Here is a 16,654-nt window from a genome sequence, read left to right as displayed (position 1 = left end):
GAGATTGTACAGATTTTCTTTTGTTGGGGTATACTTTGCTGTGTGGGTAACTCGATGTCTGTCATGAATGGCACGTAGTTAAGGTCGATTACGAGCTTTTTTGTAGTAGACGGAAAGCCTGATATTGAATGAGCTGAGGTGTGAACAAACAACCTATTCTCACAGGCTTTCCGAGCACGTTTTTTGCCACGGCTAAACGACGTTATCAAGCAGGTATTCGTGCAGCCAAACAAGAGGCCATTGCGAAAAGTATCTCTGGCTATTCACAAATTTTTGAGGATGTTCTGCCGTCTCGGCTATTGGCTAAACATGACCCAACTCTCAGGCAACGCAGCTTCGGCCATATTCCTACATTCTGGGCGTGGTTAGGTCAAATAATGGAAGCTAACGCCTCATGTAGTAAAGCTCTCAGCCTCATACAAACGTGGTATCAAGCTTCTGGGCTACAAGCTCCAAAAGGTGATACTAGTGGCTTCTGTCAGGCTAGAAAACGTCTTAAGATTGATTTTATAAAGACACTTTCAAGTCAAGTTAGCTCGCAGTTGGAGCAAAGAACTCAAGACTGTGACCTCTGGAATGGCCTTAAGCTCAAGGCTATTGATGGAAGCTCAGTGCAACTGATGGACTCTGAAGCAAATCAGCAGGTGTACCCTCAGCCTCCGACACAAAAGCCTGGCTGTGGTTACCCTGTAATGGGCTTTGTTGGAGTTGTTAACCTTAGCCATGGAGGCTGGGAAGGGTTTGAAACCTGCCAATGGCAAAAACACGGTGCTCGTGTAGCTCCCAAGCTACTCAAGTACGTTGCTGATGGTGACCTGCTGATGGGCGATCGAGCTTTTTGCTCCTATGAGATAATAAGCCTAGCCCAACAGAGAGGCGGACACGTTTTGATGAGGTTACATCAAGCTAGGCAACGCAAAAATGGATTGGAGAAAGGGTCAGAAAGTGAGTCCTATTGAAAGAATAGTGACATGGGAAAAGCCTAGTACACAGCCTGAAAAGAGTGACTTAAGCTCAGAACAATGGGATAATCTTCCCTCAGAAATGAAGCTTCGCTATATCCGTGTTGGTTTTGAAGACAGGTCAGGCCTGAAGAGGACATTAGTCGTTGTGACCACTCTGTTGGATCATGTTAGATATGACGCCGTCGAACTAGCTGACCTCTATGCGAAGCGTTGGGAAATTGAAGTGAAGTTGAGGGATGTGAAAACCACTATGGGACTGGAAAAGTTTGCTGTGAAAACTCCCGAAATGGCTCACAAAACCTTGGGTATGATGATGCTTGCATACAACCTAATTGTTAATTTCCAAATTAACGTCGTATGAAATTACCAAATTAAACCTGTTCAAATAGTCGATTCCTTATCAAATCGATCATAAAACGTGTTCAAATGATTATAGTTAAATGAGGCTACAATGCTTTTGGATATCTTTTTGAGGTGAAATTTGGGAATAATAGCCCAGTTTGAGTGTTCATGTGAGCTTAAAAATCGTTACCACGCTCTGACCGTAGCGTTTCTGTTAGGATAGATGGGGCTCAGCCCCAAACCCCGAGATTTTCTGAGGCATAGCACAGGCTCTCGATACTTGAGTGGTAAGGAATCAGGGTTAGATTAACAGACTTCATATCTGTTAGGTTGCGATGGAACCTTGGTAATATTTGGACGAAAAATACGATAGCATCGTGATAAATAACACCTAATACGCTGCCTAATGCAAAAATCTTCAACACTCACAGGAATCTCTAACAGACACCTCAGCTTCAAAGGTGTTCTAGATGTGATAACCAGTAGTCAATCTTGTTTTATGGGGCTCCTCGTTAGCTCCAGAAATTTGGAGTCATGTCGGAAAAGGATCATAGAGACCTTTGCTACAAAGACGCTCTCTATAAGACCTTTTCGTAGCGAACCTAGAGCACAAAAACAGCGGCCTAAAAACTATCAGCTACTTACAGAACCTCGACACACATTCAGAGAAATTGCACACCGAGGAGCCAAGCGAAGTGCCGCTTAACTACGTGCCATTCTTGTCTGTCTGATAAATTTGATAAATTCATCGGCTATGGCGCAGGCAGGGACGGTTTTCCAAACCGTCCGGCGAGGGACGTGTCTTCGACGCCCAAAGGCATCAAACCATCCCACACGCTTGCGTCAAACCAACCGCAGCACCCCACGGCTCCGATACTCCGGTAAACAGATTGTGTGTCCTTCAGTGCGAAACTATTCTACTGGGGCACGCTTCTGTTCTTGGAACTGCTTGGTTTTAGTATTCCAGCGAAAGTGAATGTAGATTTCCTTGTCTTCAATATCACCTCGTTCGGTGAAGATGTGTTTGAAGCCTTCCTTGGTTTCGAAAAGCTCATGAGTTGATGGGCTGGTGGTTTGGGGATGTAGGTAGTTATAGTCCTTCTCCTCATCAACAATCATGGCCTCGATCTTTCCACTTCCATCCTTGGCAAACGTGAACAGCATGAAGTGAGAGCCCCAGCTGTTACCTGGTTGGGACAGATTGAATTCACTAATGCCGTCTTTGTTAAAATCATGGGTGACGATGGGCCATGTGCCTTTTGGGAAAAACAAGTCACCTCCTCCGGTCAGCGGGAGAGTGATGGGATTGAGGGGCGTGGTTTTGTCCTGTGCACCTTGTGTTTCCAGCTGAAGGGCAAACTTGCCTTTAAAATGATCCTCATCTTGAAATACAACTATTTCTCCTTCGGTCATAATGAGCCGAAGAATGCCGGTCCTTTTGTTGCCATCTTTTGTTTTACCGTAAACAACACTGGTGACAGCAATGGTCTGTCCTTTTGGCATTTCTGAAAACGCTGTATTTGTGAGGGCTATGCCGACGAGAAATGTAAAGAGATAACGATGGAGCATGGGGAGAACTATAACTGTGGATAGGTCTCTGCCAATCATTAATGTTCACGCGATTCGACGACCATGGAGCCCCGTCAGTCACGGCGAAGGTGGATGGTTTCGCGGATGAGATCTTTGAATTTTTTACCACCGTACTCGATTGTTAGTTTTGCTGTTAGTCGGTGGATTTCTATTTTCAGGAAACGGAGCACGGGAGCGCGTTTTTCACGTAAGAAGCAATGGAAACGGTTGTTTACTCTGACAGCATTGCCAGAATCTAAAGGACGTACAATATGTGTGGTGCATAAGGAAATGGTGTTTCTTATGATCACGACTTCGAAGTGGGGCGAAGCTCTCAGAGGTGCGAGCTCTTCAAGGTCGTGAGCATTCTGCATGCTCTCTCTGAGTTGAAGATGACTCGCGGATACAGTCTTGAAGCCCCCTGAGGTTCCAAAGCTAGGTGTGATCATCGCCGCATGGGTTTTCACGAAGCCACACGATCTGAAGGATATATAATCTGTGAGAGAAGCCTATTGCTCCAATAAGGTACACAGATTGTGTGTGATTTCATGCGTGTGCGGGACAGTTTGGAAAAACCGACCCTATCTGGAGAGGGGGTAAAAAAACTCCGATCAGCTTGCGTGACGGGAGTTTGAGAGAGAGTGGGTGTCAACCTAGTCTAGCGACGGCGGCGCAGGATGAAGGTAAGTCCTGCGAGGCCGATGAGTGCGCTCGCTGGACGATGGTTCGGGTACCAAAGTCACGTTGAAGGTGAGGGCTCTGCCAGCATCAGGAGTGCCGCCGAAGAGCGCAGCGGAGTCAGCTGGAGCGAGACCGTTAAACGATTCACTGCCGGGATTAGCAATTTCGAATGAGGCGCCAACGAATGAGTCAGCGGTGTTCGTGGTAGAAACTACCGCGTAGAGAGTTTCGTTGAGGTGAGGGGAGAGATCGAGGTTGTTGAAGCTCCTGGTGAGTGAACCGCCAAGAACTGCGTTCACAAAGTCCACTGTATTAGTCGACGACCCCACGAATGTGAGTCCAGTGATGTCGATGCTTCCGGCTGTGAAAGCTGGGTCACTCAGGCGGCTTCCTTGGGCGAAGATGTTGATGTAAGAGCTGGTTCCCGTAATCATATACATAATCATATACAGACAGACAATTCCTGTAGCTCATAATCATATACAGACAGACAATTCCTGTAGCTAGCTAAAAAATCTACCCACACCTGCTCAGTTTTCTTGCCGCCCAAACTACTCCAGCCTCTTCTCACCTGAAAATGCGAAATCAGGGCAGCCACTCTCCAAATTTAGCTCTAAAAACGCAGAACACCATAAGTTAGATACACACCTCAGCATGGGTTGTTAGATAACCCTCACCAGACTCAATGCATCGCCCCCCACAGCTTTAGTTCACTCTAACTTCCTCATCGACCACAAGCCGCAACCATCAAGCGTCCCTCGCATTTTACTCGAAAGTGTTTTGCGGTTTTCACTCAGGAAGTCCCCCTTGATCCCTTCGATCACTTCATCCACCCACTCGCGGCTGCCTAAGACAGCCCCCTCTACGAAGTACCGCGATTGGCAACGCGCAACCTCAGCGATACTCAGTTTGCCCTCGCGCTCCTGTTCTTTCTTCCACTGCTCTTCACTAAATCCTTTGCGTAATGGGTGAGCTATCTCAGCGCTTTCATCATAGCTGGTGCCGTCCTCAAAGAGGATCAGGCGATACCTCTGCGCTACGGTTCGCCAATCGTATTTTGTAATATCACGTGCCCCACTCCAGCCATCGGCGGATGTATCACTATCAAGCTCAGAAAGTATTCGCTTCACACCATTGCGCGCTAGTTGTCCACCCGCCACCGCCTCTGCATAACCGCACCAACGGTATGCTTTAGGGTCCTCAACCATGCCCGCACGCACTGGGTTGAGTTCGATGTATGCGGCCATCGTACGCGCCGCATAGCCATTCTCTACGAGCACACTTTTATAGCGAGCCTCCCACAATGTCCCGCGCCTTCCATGCTTCTTGTTGTACCACGAAGAAAAGCGTTGCTTCAGCGTCTTCATGAAAAGGCCAAGGTCCCACATGCGCCGAGTGAAGCGCTCTCTGAGTTCGGCATGAGCAGCCCTGCCTTCGGGATGGGTCGCCTTTGCTAACAACTCTAAATGCACGCGCACCTGATCCACATATTCTTTTGAATAGAGGACTCCCAAGCGTGCTATAAGAGCCTCATCACTCAAGTGTCGGTCACACTTCGGTGGTATCTCCACGAGAATGTGGAAGTGGTTGGTCATGATGCAGTAGGTCAACACACGCACACCGCAAAAGGCTTCATACCTCCGCATGTAGCGCACGAATTGTTCCTTACAGCGTGCATCTAATAAAAAGTCGCGCCCCACAATGCGGGACACGACATGGTAAATGGCAGAGCGACCTGTATCATCGCCTACCCAGGGGGCTAGTAAACGAGCTTTAGACATAGAGTAAGCATATCACTATCAATTAGTTGAAGCAACATACTTCTCTCGTAAATTGTCTGTCTAGAATGGCACTCGACCCACTTTTTTCCACTGGTAGCACTGATATTCGCTCATGGCATTACTCTATTTTTAAGGCTATTTCAGATCAAGAGGTTCCTGTTCAGGGTCGTGAATTTCATAACCCATGGAGGAATAACCTTTCAGCCGTTTTCTGAACATAGAGGCAAACATGGGAGCATCATCATCCACATAATCATAGATGCGAACTTCCTGTTTGCCTTCGTGTATGCGGTGAAGCCTCCCTGCATATTGTTGGAGAGTGCCTTTCCAAGAGATAGGCATGGCTAAAAACAAGGTATCCAATCGAGCATCGTCAAATCCTTCCCCCGCATAACGCCCCGTGGCAAGGATGATCCGAGGTTCATTTTCGGGGATTAGCTCCAATTGTTCGTTGATATTACGTCGCTGTTTCACTCCCATGCCTCCCTTCAGGATAATGGTGTGTTTAACATGAGGGCGTATTAAATCTGCCAGTAAATCAAGATGATCCGTTCTCTCGGTTAGCACCAATGGGCTTCTGCCTTCTTTGATCGCAGAGAGTGCCCCTTCAGCAATAAGTTGGTTACGTTTAGGATCACCACTGATGATCTGATAGAATTCGTGAATACTTGGAGATGTTGCCATCTTGTCAAAACGCATGCCTGTGGGTGTCGGGTAAACACGATAACGAAAGGGTCTCAACTTGGCTTGCGCTCGGGCAGACATGCGGAACTGAATTGGACCACATTGCATGAACAGGATCGGATGGTGTCCGTCCTTTCGTTCTGGAGTGGCAGTCAAACCAAGAATGTATCGAGCTTTGACTTTCCTCATTACTAACTCAAAACTGGAGGCAGAAATGTGATGGCACTCATCCACGACTACATGCCCATAATCAGCCACAATATCCTTTACGGCTCCCTTACGATTGAGACTTTGGATGATGGCAATATCAACCTTCTTTGTTGGCTTGCTCTTTCCTCCTCCAATTTGACCGATTTCCTTGGGGTCAATGTCGAGAAACGTGGCAATGCGAGCTTTCCATTGATCTAGGAGCTGACTGCGGTGCACGATAATGAGAGTATTTGTTTTTCTCCGTGCGATGATATTTGCCGCTACGACTGTTTTGCCAAAAGCAGTCGCAGCACAGATGATACCTTCGTCATATTTCATTACCGCTCTGACGGCTCTTTTTTGATCCGAACGAAGCTCTCCTTGGAATTTTACACTAAGAGGTTCGCCCTCAAAGCGTTTGTCTTCTGTTAATACCTTTATCTCGTGAGCTTCGCAAAGTGTTTGAAGATCCTGAAGGCAACCACGGGGTAGAGCAATATGCTCAGAAAAATCCTCAGCACGGTGGACAAGCCGAGGTATGTTGAAGGTGGAAAATTTCAACGCCTGAGCTTGGTAGAATTCCGGATTATGAAATGCAGCAAGACGAATGATCCTGTTGATCAGAGCTGGAGGTAAGCTGGCTTTTTCAATGAAGAGCAGATTTGCCCGAATTGCTTTCACCTCTTCGGGCAGAATGCCATCCAATGGTTCAGAGCAAAAATGCTCGGAAGGTTTTAGCTCCCAAGGTTTCTCAATTTTATCTCCATCTTCAAATCGATGACGCAGTCCGAGGAGATCCCCCGAAACATTGGCGACAATATCTTCAATCTGAAACGCGGTCATTTTTCTGACACTACCCAGATAAGCCCACTGGTCTTCGTAAGGGGTAAAATTTCGGTCAATGAAGACGCTACCTCCTTGTTGTCTTGGGATTTTTTGTAATGGTAATGCAATGAGGTTGCCGAAGCCACCTTTGGGCAAGGTGTCCTGACTGGGAAAAAATCGGTCATAGGAATCAAGCCCCATTTCGGGACGTGATTCCATGGCATGGGTTAGGATCGCCGATCCCAGTTTGCGAGCAAGTGAAGATTGAATAGGTTCACGAAAGAAAATCCACACGTGGCCTCCATTTCCTGAACGTGATCGTTCTAAAGATGCAGAAACATCCAAAGCATCGCATTAATTCAAAAACGCCAAACAGTCTTGTTGCCAAGATTTTTTGTCAAAATCAGCCGCAAGAAAGTAACACCTATCATCTTCTAAAATAGCGTATGCTCCCATCGTGATCTTACCACTGAGGTGGTTGCGGATCACATGGTCATCGACAGGTAAATACTGCCGTTCCTCCTTGGGCACAACTTCTCCCCAGTTTCTGTGATAGACGGGAGCATATCCGGCTGTGCCTTTCTGAGGGTTTTCCCAGCGAACGGAGTAAACATCTTCCCGCCCTCGGAAGAGCTGCCTAAAAAGTTCGACCTTCTCATCTGAAGAGGACTGATTGTCTATAGACGAAGCAATAGCTTCATGAGGAGGCTGGGCAGTTGTCTTGGATTGGTAGTGGCTCAGTTGCCTGTGAAGATCAGAATTTTCCACCGTCAGACGTTTACACTCGGCTTCGAGTTCGCGAATTCTGGCTTTTAATTGCTCGAACATGACTTCTCTCAAGCAATTTTATGGAGCCACCTTGTAACGTGTGGATCTTCCTTTCCCTTCAAGAATAAGCAGACGTTTTTCGACCAGAGAAGAAAGCGTTCTTTTCATCGTGTTTCTGTTGGAACCCGTCAAAGCAACCATTTCACGGTTACTCAAACTATTGTGCTGCTCAAAAAGCGATAGGACTTCGAGCGCTAGAGGAGATAAATCACTCGCCTGCATGATGCGATGATCTTCCACCTTCCGAGCCAAAACTTCGCATTGTTTTGACAAAGTCCGCAGGAAGAAAACGATCCAAGCGTTCCAGTCTGGCGTAGTCTTAAATGACGTTTGCGTTGTTCTCAACGCTCTGTAATAGCTGTCTTTATTTTCTTCAATAATCCTCTCAATCGAGGCATATGGAACATACTCATATTCTGCCTGAAGAAGGAAAAGAGTAGTGAGTGCCCGTGAAAGTCTGCCGTTTCCATCTTGGAAAGGGTGGATTGCTAGAAATCGGACAATAAAAACACCAATTCTCAGCAAAGAGTGAAGCTCATTGGACTGCCGCGTAGCTAGCTCCCATTCAAGGAGTGTCTTCATGTGGGCAGGAGTGTCAAAAGGACTAGAGGTCTCAAAGACAATGCCTATCTGCTTACCATCGGCATCGAAAGCTGCGACATGATTGTCTAAGGTTTTGTATGCCCCTCGATGACGTTCATCCTTGGTAGAGTGCGCTAACAAAGTAGAGTGAAGCTGGAGCAGGTGATTTTCATCTACATTGAGAAATTCCCAAGAGTCAAAGATCAGATCCATGACCTTGGCGTAACCAGCGACTTCCTGTTCATCCCGAGAAGTGAATTTCTCAATTTCAATGTTAGCCAGCAGGGTTTCCACCTGAGCATCAGACATTTTGGAGCCTTCTATCCTTGTGGATGACCCCACACTCTCAATGGTGGCTGTTTTTCTGAGTTGTGTCAGACGATCACGATCAATAGCCCCCAGAGCCTGCCAACGCCCCTTGAACTCATCAATCGAGGCGATGAGTTGGAGAATTTCTGACGTGATATTGACTGTGACTTCCATAATGAACCATTAACTGACCCGATTATACCCAAATAAACTCTAAAATCAAGAGTTCAGCTGAAAAAAGAGGTCATTCTGGAAAAAACAGGTGTGAGCTTCGTAATTGTAGGTGAAAGGAATAAATGACCAAATGAAACAAATGAAGAACCAGAAATCGCCCTCACCTTAGCAAAGATCGGAGTTCACGTCACAGACGAAACACCCATAAAACCAAACTTGTTCCAAAAAAGTTCGCATTTTTACGGAAATGCGAATGGCGGGGCGCGTGGTAAGAGAATGCGAACTTTGACAGCCCTGCCGTGTCTTATTGGTGTCGTCCGTGACTCTTGGCAGCAAGGATATTTTTCTGTTCATCCGATACGTAAGGAATGGGTGGAAATGCCGGATCAGTGCGAATTACTCACTGAATGCCCTGAAGGTCGGCATCTGGTGCATTTAAGCGAAAACTGGTCAAATGCCTTAAAACAGGGACTTGTCGGGTCTTCAAGCGACATTGCGGAGCAAGTCGGGCTGACTTCGGGACAAGTCCGAAAAATAATCCGGTTGAAAAATCTGCCTCTGGAAGTTTTTGACTACCTCAAGGGCTTGGATGATCCCAGAGCCGCCAAAAAATACTCCCACAGGCGACTTAGTCCAATTGCTGCCGCTAGAGAGGCGGATCAGGTGAAACTCTTTGAGGACGCATTCTCGGTCAAAATAGAGGCATAACTTGTTTCACTTGGTTCATCGCACCTCGGACGAAATTCTTTCCCTTGAAAGCAAAAGGCTCCCCGCCTCACGGCGGGGAGCCAAATTTTTAGTGGTTCAGGAAGATGTGAACCTCGTCGAAACTGGTTTCGATGGTGAAAATATCGCCGCTCATGTCCATGTCGCGCCCCATGCGCTCATAATCGATGTAGAATTGTAGATGCTCCGGCACTTCACTTGTTTGCTCAGTTAGCTCCTGCGCATAGTCAGCAAGGCTCGTGTAGCATCCCATGTAATTCTCAAGGGCGCGGGTTGCGTCGTCGATGTCGCCGCAATAGTGATCCAGAACTAAAGCTCCGATTTCGTCATGCTCCTGCATGAACTCGGAAAGCTCATGCACTCGCTCAATGCTTTCCCATTCGGAAAGGCGGATGCCTCCGAAGCCTTCAAAGTCATGGATTGCCCATTCTTCTGCGTCTTCAATTGGTGAGGATGCCAACACGCTGCGGATGCGGTTCCATGTCTGGTCAATATCGTCTTCAATCTCAATCCATTCCCCGTGTAGAATTCCGCTGTTGTATGCTGCAAGGCATGCAATGTAGATGCGTTGTGTTTCGTAAGTGCTCGTTTGTGCTGTGACAGTCATTTTGTAATCTCCAGTTGTTACGACCTTCTTGATTGAAAGCCTGATTTTTCCCTGCCAAGCGGCGAGCGAAGCTAGAGAGTGCCTGAAGCGGACGGTGAAACCGTCCAGTCAAGGTGGAGATTTTTTCGTTGAATGCGGAAGCGAGGAACTTGTGACGCTGCTGCACAAGTGGGCGCAAAAATACGACCTTTACGGGTTCAAGCGTAGGGCTGGCATGATCTGTTTTACGCGGCAGCGGAAAAACAGGCTAGGAAACCTATGTGACGGGGGCGCGTGCGACCCCCTGACCTCATTAGGCAATCGGTAGCAGTTCACGAAGAGCGTTTGCCCCTTCAAAGGCGGCGGTTTCTGTGCCGAAACTAGCGGAGCGATAGAGGCTCTGTAACCGACGCAACCAGTCAGTCCATGGAAACCAAGCGTTTCCAGTGTTTATGATACTTCGCAGTGCGCTTGAGGTCGTTCTCAGTGACGCGCTCAAGCTGCTTGAGGTTCATATTGTCCTCAAGGTCTGCGATCTTGACCGCTCTGGCGACGTGGTTCGGAGCCAGACGGTCGATAAATTCCTTGTAGGACTCGCCCTCGCGGCGGGTCAAACAATCCAGAGCTTCGATGAGTGCTTCATTGAAGCCTTCGTTTCTCAAATCCTCAAACGTCCATTCGGTGTCCTCGACTACATCGTGAAGCACCGCTGCCATCTGCTCCAATTCGCCTTCAAGCTGAAACATCAGCCGAAGCGGGTGCAGAATATAGGGACTGCCATCGAACCGCGTCTGCTCCTTGTGGGCAGACGATGCGATTTCAATGGCTCTGGCGAGGTTGGACATGGGTGTTTATTTAATTCGGAGGATACTTTTCGTCGATATACAAATCACAAGTTTCGATCAAAAAATCTGGGACTGGATCATATTTCTGAGGTGACAGTTGGCAAACCAGATCGTTTTCGATGTGGAAAGTTTCGCTGATGTGTTTCCTCACTACGTGATCTTCATGCTCGGCTTGAAGGAGCCTGAATATCTGCACTTTCTCGTATCCATTTGCAGCCAGCCTATACGCCTCAACAATTTGAGAGCTGTCACTCATCACAGCTTGTAACTCATCATAAAAAAAACCTCCTATTAACTCACTGATCTTGCTCTCTATTTCAGTTTTTTGTTCAGGAGTAAAATCCACTTCATCATTCCCATTCTTGATGTATGGCGTTGCAGCTTTTTTGAAAAGGCTTGAAAGCATCTGATATTCCAAACCTTTGTCATCAAGAATATCAAAATACCTTCTCAAATAAATTAGCCTAATAAGCTTGTTAGGATGCGTCTCCCTAACCGCATCACAAATCTGCTTAAAGCTGAGAACATCTCCATAGCTGATAGCCTCTTCGGAGAGAGAGCCATTGCGATTTCTTAGATAGCTCGCCACAGTAAATTCAGCGAATTTATCAGGCATGATTTTGACGGTGTCGATGACAGGTTCAACATCATGCGTCAGCAAGAGAACCGTTTTAGACTTCAATGAGTTTGAGCCCCTGAAGAGTTTATGCAGGATCGAGAACTTTTTATTTTTATCAAATGAAGATATTGGGTCATCCAGAATTATCAAGTCTGGGCTTTGCGCCAAACACTCATACATGAAGAGGATCACGGCGAAGGCGTTTCTTTCACCATAGCTCAGATGCTGATCTCCATTTTGCACAGCCTTAGTTCCATCTGTATGTCTAAGCCTTAGCTTGATGTCGTTCTTTTCTCCTAGCAATTCTACCTCATACTTATAGCCAGCGTAGGCCAAAAAGCCATTAATCTCCTTTTGATTGTTTTCGATAGCATCCTTAACAAGCCTCTCTTGTTGAGCAATTTGACCTTTAAGAAGACCAATTTTATCGACAACTTCAGTGATGGAAGCATCAACAGAAGCGACCACTTGCTGAGTCTTTTCAGAATTAAGATATTGATACAGGCTCATGTCGATCTTCAGGGCGTTGATTTCTTCTTCAGCCTTGTCCTTATCCTTGAAATCGAAATTCGATAGATTTTGTATCTTCTTTAGGTGGTTTGATAGCGTTTCAGCCTGTTGCTTCAGCGTGACGAGAAACAGCTCCTCAGCCTCATTCAAACCTTCGATTTTTTTCACGATCCCCTCTAGGGTCGAAACAGTTGAAGTGGAGAAATAGTCTCCCAACTTTTCAATCACATCGATAATAGCACCGAGGTTTTCAACGGTCTTGCTATTATAGATCTCGCTGACTTTCTTTATTCGCTCCTTCTTCTCCTCTGTAGGTGCTATGCAGTATGGGCAACCACTGTCCAAATCCAAAAACGCGTTCCCCTGCGCCTGCCACTTCAACCATTTCACATTTGAGTTCGATTTCAGGTAATTTGTGTAGCTTGAAAGCTCTTCAGGAATGTTCTCCAGAATATTGCCATTCCCACCAAACGCTTTCGACATCTTACTATTTCCAGCCAGTGATCCCGCAGCAGTCGTGCGCATATCAGCCGCTAGTTGATCGAAGTCTTTGATCGCCTGAGCCAACCATTCGTGCTCCTGAAAAACCTTTTTTGCATCTGCGATGAGGCCGTTAATGGCCTCCATCTTCTCGGTGTATTCATGTGTTTTAATGAAAATTTCAAAGCTGTTTTCAATCAGCTCTTCGGGTTTGAATACAAATTGAGAGACATACTCTTCGTTGAAAATCTTTACAGTTTCAATCCCGTCTAAGCCAGACACAGTAGGTGCATACTCATCCGTTTTGTCGTTTTCATGCTTAAACGGTTTGAGTGAAGAGAGGTCTTCTCCGGCTGCACTCATCGTCAACGATCTAGCAATTGTGCTCTTTCCAGTTCCGTTAATACCTAGTTTGATATTCAACTTGTTAGGCTGAATGTTGATCTGGCCTAAATCGATATTGTTACAGTTTTTTATCTCAACGTTCATCTCAAATGGGCTTTGGGCTTCATTCGGCTTACTCGATCTCACCAATTTGGCTGGCTGCTTTGGCTTGCTCGAACTTCTCCTTCATGGTGGGGTTCTTACGCGTGAGCTTCTTCACTGTTACGTCTTGGGCTTTGTCGTTGGCGAGACGGAGATTGTTCTCTGACTTTAGAAGTGCATCTCTCGTTTTCTGGAGGTGCGAGATGGATTTATCGATCTCAGAAACGGCGGTCTGGAACTGTCTGGAAGCCAGATCATAGTTCCGTCCGAACTTCGATTTGAAATCCTCCAAGTCGGCCTCGAAGTTGGTCACGTCGATGTTCTGAGCTTTTACGAGAGCGAGTTCGTTCTTGTAGCTCAGAGCGTTCATCGCTGCATCTCGGAGCAAGGTAATCATCGGGATAAAGAACTGTGGCCGGATGACATACATCTTCTCGTAGCGATAAGACACATCGACGATGCCCGAATTGTAGAGGTCGTTTTCGGGCTCCAAGAGCGAAACAAGGATGGCGTATTCGCAGCCTTTCTCGTTCCGGTCTTTGTCCAGCTCTTTGAAGAAGTCTTCATTCTTCTTTTTCGTGGCAGTGGTGTCGTTCTCGTTCTTCATCTCGAACATGATCGAAACGATCTCGGTTCCAGCATCGTCGTTGTCTTTGAAGATATAGTCACCCTTACTGCCGGAGCTGGCATCGTTGTCTTTCTCGAAGTAGGCACGTGGGAATGCCGTAGAGCGAATGCGATTGAATTCCGTTTCGCAGTGCTGTTCGAGCGTTTCGCCGACCATCTTGGTGGAGAGCTTGGCCTTGAAGTCCTTCAGGCGTTCGATCTCTTCATCACGGTCTTTCAGGCGAACTTCATACTGTTCGGTAATGGCTTTTTCGGCGACCTGCTTTTCAAGAGCGGCTTGGTCTAGGTTGTGTTTGAGCGTATCGCGCTCTTTCTCCACAACGCTGACCGCTTCAGTGATGGCCAACTTTTGGCTAACATCCTTGGCTTGGAGTTCGCCTTTCAGCTCTTGAATTTCTTTTTGCTTTTCAATTTCAGCGAGCTTCGTGGCGTTCTCGCCATCGACTTTCACTTGCTGTAATTGATTTTCGAGGTCGCTTTTTTCTTTCTCTAAGTTGGTAACTGCGTCTTTGACGGCCAGTTCCTGAGCCGTTTTTCCCGCATCCAACTGAGCTTTGAGTTCTTGGATGACGGCTTTCTGCTCCTGAAGCTCTGTCCGCAATTGGCTGCTGACCTTTTGCTCAGTCAGCTCTACGGCACTGGCCTTGTCTTTCTCGGCCTGTTCAGTGGCGTTCTGCGTTTCCTGCTTGGCCTGTTTCAGTTGGTTGAGCAGGTCATCACGTTCCTTTTCAACCGCTGTCACCGCATTGTTGACTGCCAATTGCTGCTCGGTCTTTCCTGCCTCTAGCTGAGCCTTCAGCTCCTTAATCGTCGCTTCTTTTTCCTGAGTTTCGCTTTTCAACTCAGTGCTCAACTTGGCCTTCGCCAATTCCACTGCATCGCGCTTTTCCTTCTCGGCCAGCTCAAGCCGTTCGTGAAGTTGCGCGTCGAATTCCTTATCGCGGACTTGCTTGAGGATGTCCGCGTATCCGGTCTCATCGACCTTGAAGGCTTTGCCGCAGTGGGGGCATGAAATTTCGTTCATAATATTTCTGGCGATTAAAATTCAATCAATCTTCATATATTTAGCTGTCACCAGCTAGTTTTCAGAATGCCTTACTAACTCACGCTCCTCGTCTGTAAGCTCGTAAAGGTCAAAAACGAGCTCATCTATTTCTGCTTCAAGGCTTAATTGCTTTTCTGATGGGCTTGCAGGATCGTAACCCTCACAGGCTGCAAGAGATAAAATTTCATTCACCTTTGATGCCAGACCACTTACCGAAGTGTCGTTCAGTTGAACAATAGGTATTTTCTCAACATAAACTTTTTTCCAACGATTTGTTCCAACTCCAGACTCAGCACATATTTTATCAAAATACCAATTTATCAGTTTTGAATTCAGTAGAGCTGTCATGGCTTTCGGGTGCTCGCAAGTCATGATGAATGTCGTTGCTTCACAATACATGTCTTCGGAAACCAAAGAAAATCTCCCTTTATCCGCTAATTCGATCCAAGATATTTTCTTATTTTCAAAATCTGAAGCATATGCGCAGTTTCTTAAATTATAGGGAGTTACGCCTTGATCACCACGTTTGAAAAGTCCTTTAGCATTTTTCGCCTTCTGTCCTAGCTTACCATTCTTGCGATCTTCCTCAATTCTATCTAAGTGCTTTTTTATATCTGGATACTTGCTTATATCAACAGGCTGTATTCTGGAACCTTTGGAATTTTTGTATCCATTGTGTGAGAAAATAATATATTTTTCTGCCCATATTGGAGAATAACGCTGGATGTCACGCCCACGCAATACAGGTTTTATAATTTCTGCGTTACACGGCGTAGCTTTGATAAGTTTGTCATAAACTTCTTGATTAATAATAAAGCCCTCATTGAAAGCTGTTTTGATTCCGAAATTAATCTTTACATTCAATTCTTTGAGAGAGGTTCCTAGGCGTTCAATCTTCTCCTTCAATGCCATTTGAACCGCAGATCCAATAAACCAACTATTATCCTTAATCGGTTTAAATCTCCCAGAATGAATTTTCAGATATTCTCGAAGGAAATCGGTTTCTGGACAGGGATCTTTTATATTACAAGCAATGTAGGAAGATTGATAACTGCTATTTTTTAAGGTGAAAATATTGGTATCAACTGTTGCATTGTCGAAAACATGATTGCCTGAAAAATCGATTAATTCTATTCCCTGATACCAACTGAAAAATTCTCTGAGTGATGCCCCATATTTGGTGCACATCCATGAATTACTGGTGATAAGACTGAGCAAGCCAGTTTCTGGTTTGCTCAGATTTAACCCCATTTCATAAAATAGCGCATAGATATCTCCTGTTTTTTCAAAGGTCTCGTAGTTTTCACGCTCGTAGCTTTCTTGTAAATCAGCAGGGATTTTCTCCTTATTCTGTAGCTGAACATAAGGCGGATTGCCAATGACCACATCAAAGCCACCTTTAGACTGAAAGACCTCGCTAAACTCCAGTTTCCAGAGGAAAAAAGGTTGCTCATGAGATGAACGATACTTCGCAATCTGTCCTAACTTGGACTGTTCTCCACGAGCATTTAAAGTCGCCTCGATCAAATCCCATTTGAGTGTTTTGATTTGAGTTTTGAGCTTTTGCTTCTTGCTGCGTTGGTTTTCTAGAGCGAAGGCTTTGACAGCCTCTTGCAGGGCATTGGCTTTTTCGCGAGCAAGTTTACTAGCATCCTCCGCCTCAAATAAATCTGTTTGGCTGGCTGCTATATTCTTAGGTGCGAGCTTTGTCTTCTGCCCCTTCAAATTAGCGAGCTGCCCATGCGCGTTCACTTAAGCATAACTGATTGAAAATAAGTAAATAAAAAGCTTGCAAAGGTGA

At 46.1% G+C, this 16,654-nt stretch carries 14 protein-coding genes and 1 pseudogene; 3 read left to right on the top strand and 12 right to left on the bottom strand.

The features are described from left to right. Positions 1-140 precede the first annotated feature (140 nt). Together ACFSW8_RS07800 and ACFSW8_RS07795 are read left to right on the top strand one after the other, a co-directional pair. Positions 141-959: a hypothetical protein gene (locus tag ACFSW8_RS07800; RefSeq protein WP_377089378.1), complete on the top strand. Its 819-nt coding sequence runs from the start codon at positions 141-143 to the stop codon at positions 957-959. Continuing rightward, positions 922-1,326, top strand: coding sequence for a transposase (locus tag ACFSW8_RS07795; protein ID WP_377089379.1), 405 nt, complete (start codon positions 922-924; stop codon positions 1,324-1,326). Before ACFSW8_RS07800 ends, ACFSW8_RS07795 begins: the two co-directional genes overlap by 38 nt. Before the next feature lie 893 nt (positions 1,327-2,219). On the opposite strand, the gene ACFSW8_RS07790 is transcribed toward ACFSW8_RS07795, so the two are convergent. The 7 genes and pseudogenes from ACFSW8_RS07790 to ACFSW8_RS07760 form a co-directional block, all read right to left on the bottom strand. After that, a complete protein-coding gene (locus tag ACFSW8_RS07790; RefSeq protein ID WP_377177893.1) occupies positions 2,220-2,876 on the bottom strand; it encodes a hypothetical protein in 657 nt (218 codons plus the stop codon). Positions 2,877-2,950: 74 nt separating this feature from the next. Further along, a complete protein-coding gene (locus ACFSW8_RS07785; RefSeq protein WP_377177891.1) occupies positions 2,951-3,325 on the bottom strand; it encodes a hypothetical protein in 375 nt (124 codons plus the stop codon). 204 nt (positions 3,326-3,529) lie between these two features. Beyond that, a complete protein-coding gene (locus tag ACFSW8_RS07780) occupies positions 3,530-3,997 on the bottom strand; it encodes a hypothetical protein (RefSeq protein ID WP_377089386.1) in 468 nt (155 codons plus the stop codon). A gap of 270 nt (positions 3,998-4,267) precedes the next feature. After that, positions 4,268-5,338: a transposase gene (locus ACFSW8_RS07775; RefSeq protein WP_377089387.1), complete on the bottom strand. Its 1,071-nt coding sequence runs from the start codon at positions 5,336-5,338 to the stop codon at positions 4,268-4,270. A 135-nt stretch (positions 5,339-5,473) separates the two neighbouring features. Beyond that, positions 5,474-7,054 (bottom strand): DEAD/DEAH box helicase family protein, encoded by a 1,581-nt coding sequence (locus ACFSW8_RS07770; protein WP_377177927.1) that lies wholly within the window; start codon positions 7,052-7,054, stop codon positions 5,474-5,476. Beyond that, positions 7,043-7,864: pseudogene (locus ACFSW8_RS07765) on the bottom strand (TOTE conflict system archaeo-eukaryotic primase domain-containing protein); the annotation flags it as partial. The gene ACFSW8_RS07770 and the pseudogene ACFSW8_RS07765, both read right to left, overlap by 12 nt. An 18-nt stretch (positions 7,865-7,882) precedes the next feature. Then, positions 7,883-8,929: a Fic family protein gene (locus tag ACFSW8_RS07760; protein ID WP_377177889.1), complete on the bottom strand. Its 1,047-nt coding sequence runs from the start codon at positions 8,927-8,929 to the stop codon at positions 7,883-7,885. A 285-nt stretch (positions 8,930-9,214) separates the two neighbouring features. Here ACFSW8_RS07760 and ACFSW8_RS07755 point away from each other — a divergent pair, with 285 nt between their 5' ends. Continuing rightward, positions 9,215-9,637, top strand: coding sequence for a hypothetical protein (locus ACFSW8_RS07755; protein WP_377177887.1), 423 nt, complete (start codon positions 9,215-9,217; stop codon positions 9,635-9,637). 88 nt (positions 9,638-9,725) lie between these two features. Here the strand turns inward: ACFSW8_RS07755 and ACFSW8_RS07750 are convergent, their stop codons facing one another. The 5 genes from ACFSW8_RS07750 to ACFSW8_RS07730 all read right to left on the bottom strand — a co-directional run bounded on the left by ACFSW8_RS07750 (position 9,726) and on the right by ACFSW8_RS07730 (position 16,578). Continuing rightward, positions 9,726-10,262 carry an antirestriction protein ArdA gene (locus ACFSW8_RS07750; protein WP_377089391.1) on the bottom strand — a complete coding sequence of 179 codons (537 nt, stop codon included), beginning with the start codon at positions 10,260-10,262 and terminating at the stop codon, positions 9,726-9,728. Between the two features lie 398 nt (positions 10,263-10,660). Beyond that, complete coding sequence (locus ACFSW8_RS07745; protein WP_377089393.1) at positions 10,661-10,987, bottom strand: GTP pyrophosphokinase; 327 nt, start codon at positions 10,985-10,987, stop codon at positions 10,661-10,663. Between the two features lie 109 nt (positions 10,988-11,096). Next, positions 11,097-13,184 (bottom strand): AAA family ATPase, encoded by a 2,088-nt coding sequence (locus tag ACFSW8_RS07740; protein ID WP_377177885.1) that lies wholly within the window; start codon positions 13,182-13,184, stop codon positions 11,097-11,099. A 28-nt stretch (positions 13,185-13,212) separates the two neighbouring features. Continuing rightward, a complete protein-coding gene (locus tag ACFSW8_RS07735) occupies positions 13,213-14,832 on the bottom strand; it encodes a DUF2130 domain-containing protein (RefSeq protein ID WP_377089394.1) in 1,620 nt (539 codons plus the stop codon). A gap of 54 nt (positions 14,833-14,886) precedes the next feature. After that, complete coding sequence (locus ACFSW8_RS07730; RefSeq protein ID WP_377089395.1) at positions 14,887-16,578, bottom strand: Eco57I restriction-modification methylase domain-containing protein; 1,692 nt, start codon at positions 16,576-16,578, stop codon at positions 14,887-14,889. Between the last annotated feature and the right edge of the window lie 76 nt (positions 16,579-16,654).

This window comes from Rubritalea tangerina (assembly GCF_042683245.1).
In the GTDB taxonomy this organism is placed as follows: Bacteria; Verrucomicrobiota; Verrucomicrobiia; order Verrucomicrobiales; family Akkermansiaceae; genus Rubritalea; species Rubritalea tangerina.
This window is presented reverse-complemented; position numbering and strand designations above follow the sequence as displayed.

What these genes read in the sequence shown, in the direction of transcription:
- ACFSW8_RS07795 (WP_377089379.1), top strand. Translation starts at nt 922, where the DNA reads ATGGATTGGAGAAAGGGTCAGAAAGTGAGTCCTATTGAAAGAATAGTG.
- ACFSW8_RS07790 (WP_377177893.1), bottom strand. Translation starts at nt 2,876, where the DNA reads ATGCTCCATCGTTATCTCTTTACATTTCTCGTCGGCATAGCCCTCACA.
- ACFSW8_RS07785 (WP_377177891.1), bottom strand. Translation starts at nt 3,325, where the DNA reads ATGATCACACCTAGCTTTGGAACCTCAGGGGGCTTCAAGACTGTATCC.
- ACFSW8_RS07780 (WP_377089386.1), bottom strand. Translation starts at nt 3,997, where the DNA reads ATGTATATGATTACGGGAACCAGCTCTTACATCAACATCTTCGCCCAA.
- ACFSW8_RS07775 (WP_377089387.1), bottom strand. Translation starts at nt 5,338, where the DNA reads ATGTCTAAAGCTCGTTTACTAGCCCCCTGGGTAGGCGATGATACAGGT.
- ACFSW8_RS07770 (WP_377177927.1), bottom strand. Translation starts at nt 7,054, where the DNA reads ATGACCGCGTTTCAGATTGAAGATATTGTCGCCAATGTTTCGGGGGAT.
- ACFSW8_RS07760 (WP_377177889.1), bottom strand. Translation starts at nt 8,929, where the DNA reads ATGGAAGTCACAGTCAATATCACGTCAGAAATTCTCCAACTCATCGCC.
- ACFSW8_RS07750 (WP_377089391.1), bottom strand. Translation starts at nt 10,262, where the DNA reads ATGACTGTCACAGCACAAACGAGCACTTACGAAACACAACGCATCTAC.
- ACFSW8_RS07745 (WP_377089393.1), bottom strand. Translation starts at nt 10,987, where the DNA reads ATGTTTCAGCTTGAAGGCGAATTGGAGCAGATGGCAGCGGTGCTTCAC.
- ACFSW8_RS07740 (WP_377177885.1), bottom strand. Translation starts at nt 13,184, where the DNA reads ATGAACGTTGAGATAAAAAACTGTAACAATATCGATTTAGGCCAGATC.
- ACFSW8_RS07735 (WP_377089394.1), bottom strand. Translation starts at nt 14,832, where the DNA reads ATGAACGAAATTTCATGCCCCCACTGCGGCAAAGCCTTCAAGGTCGAT.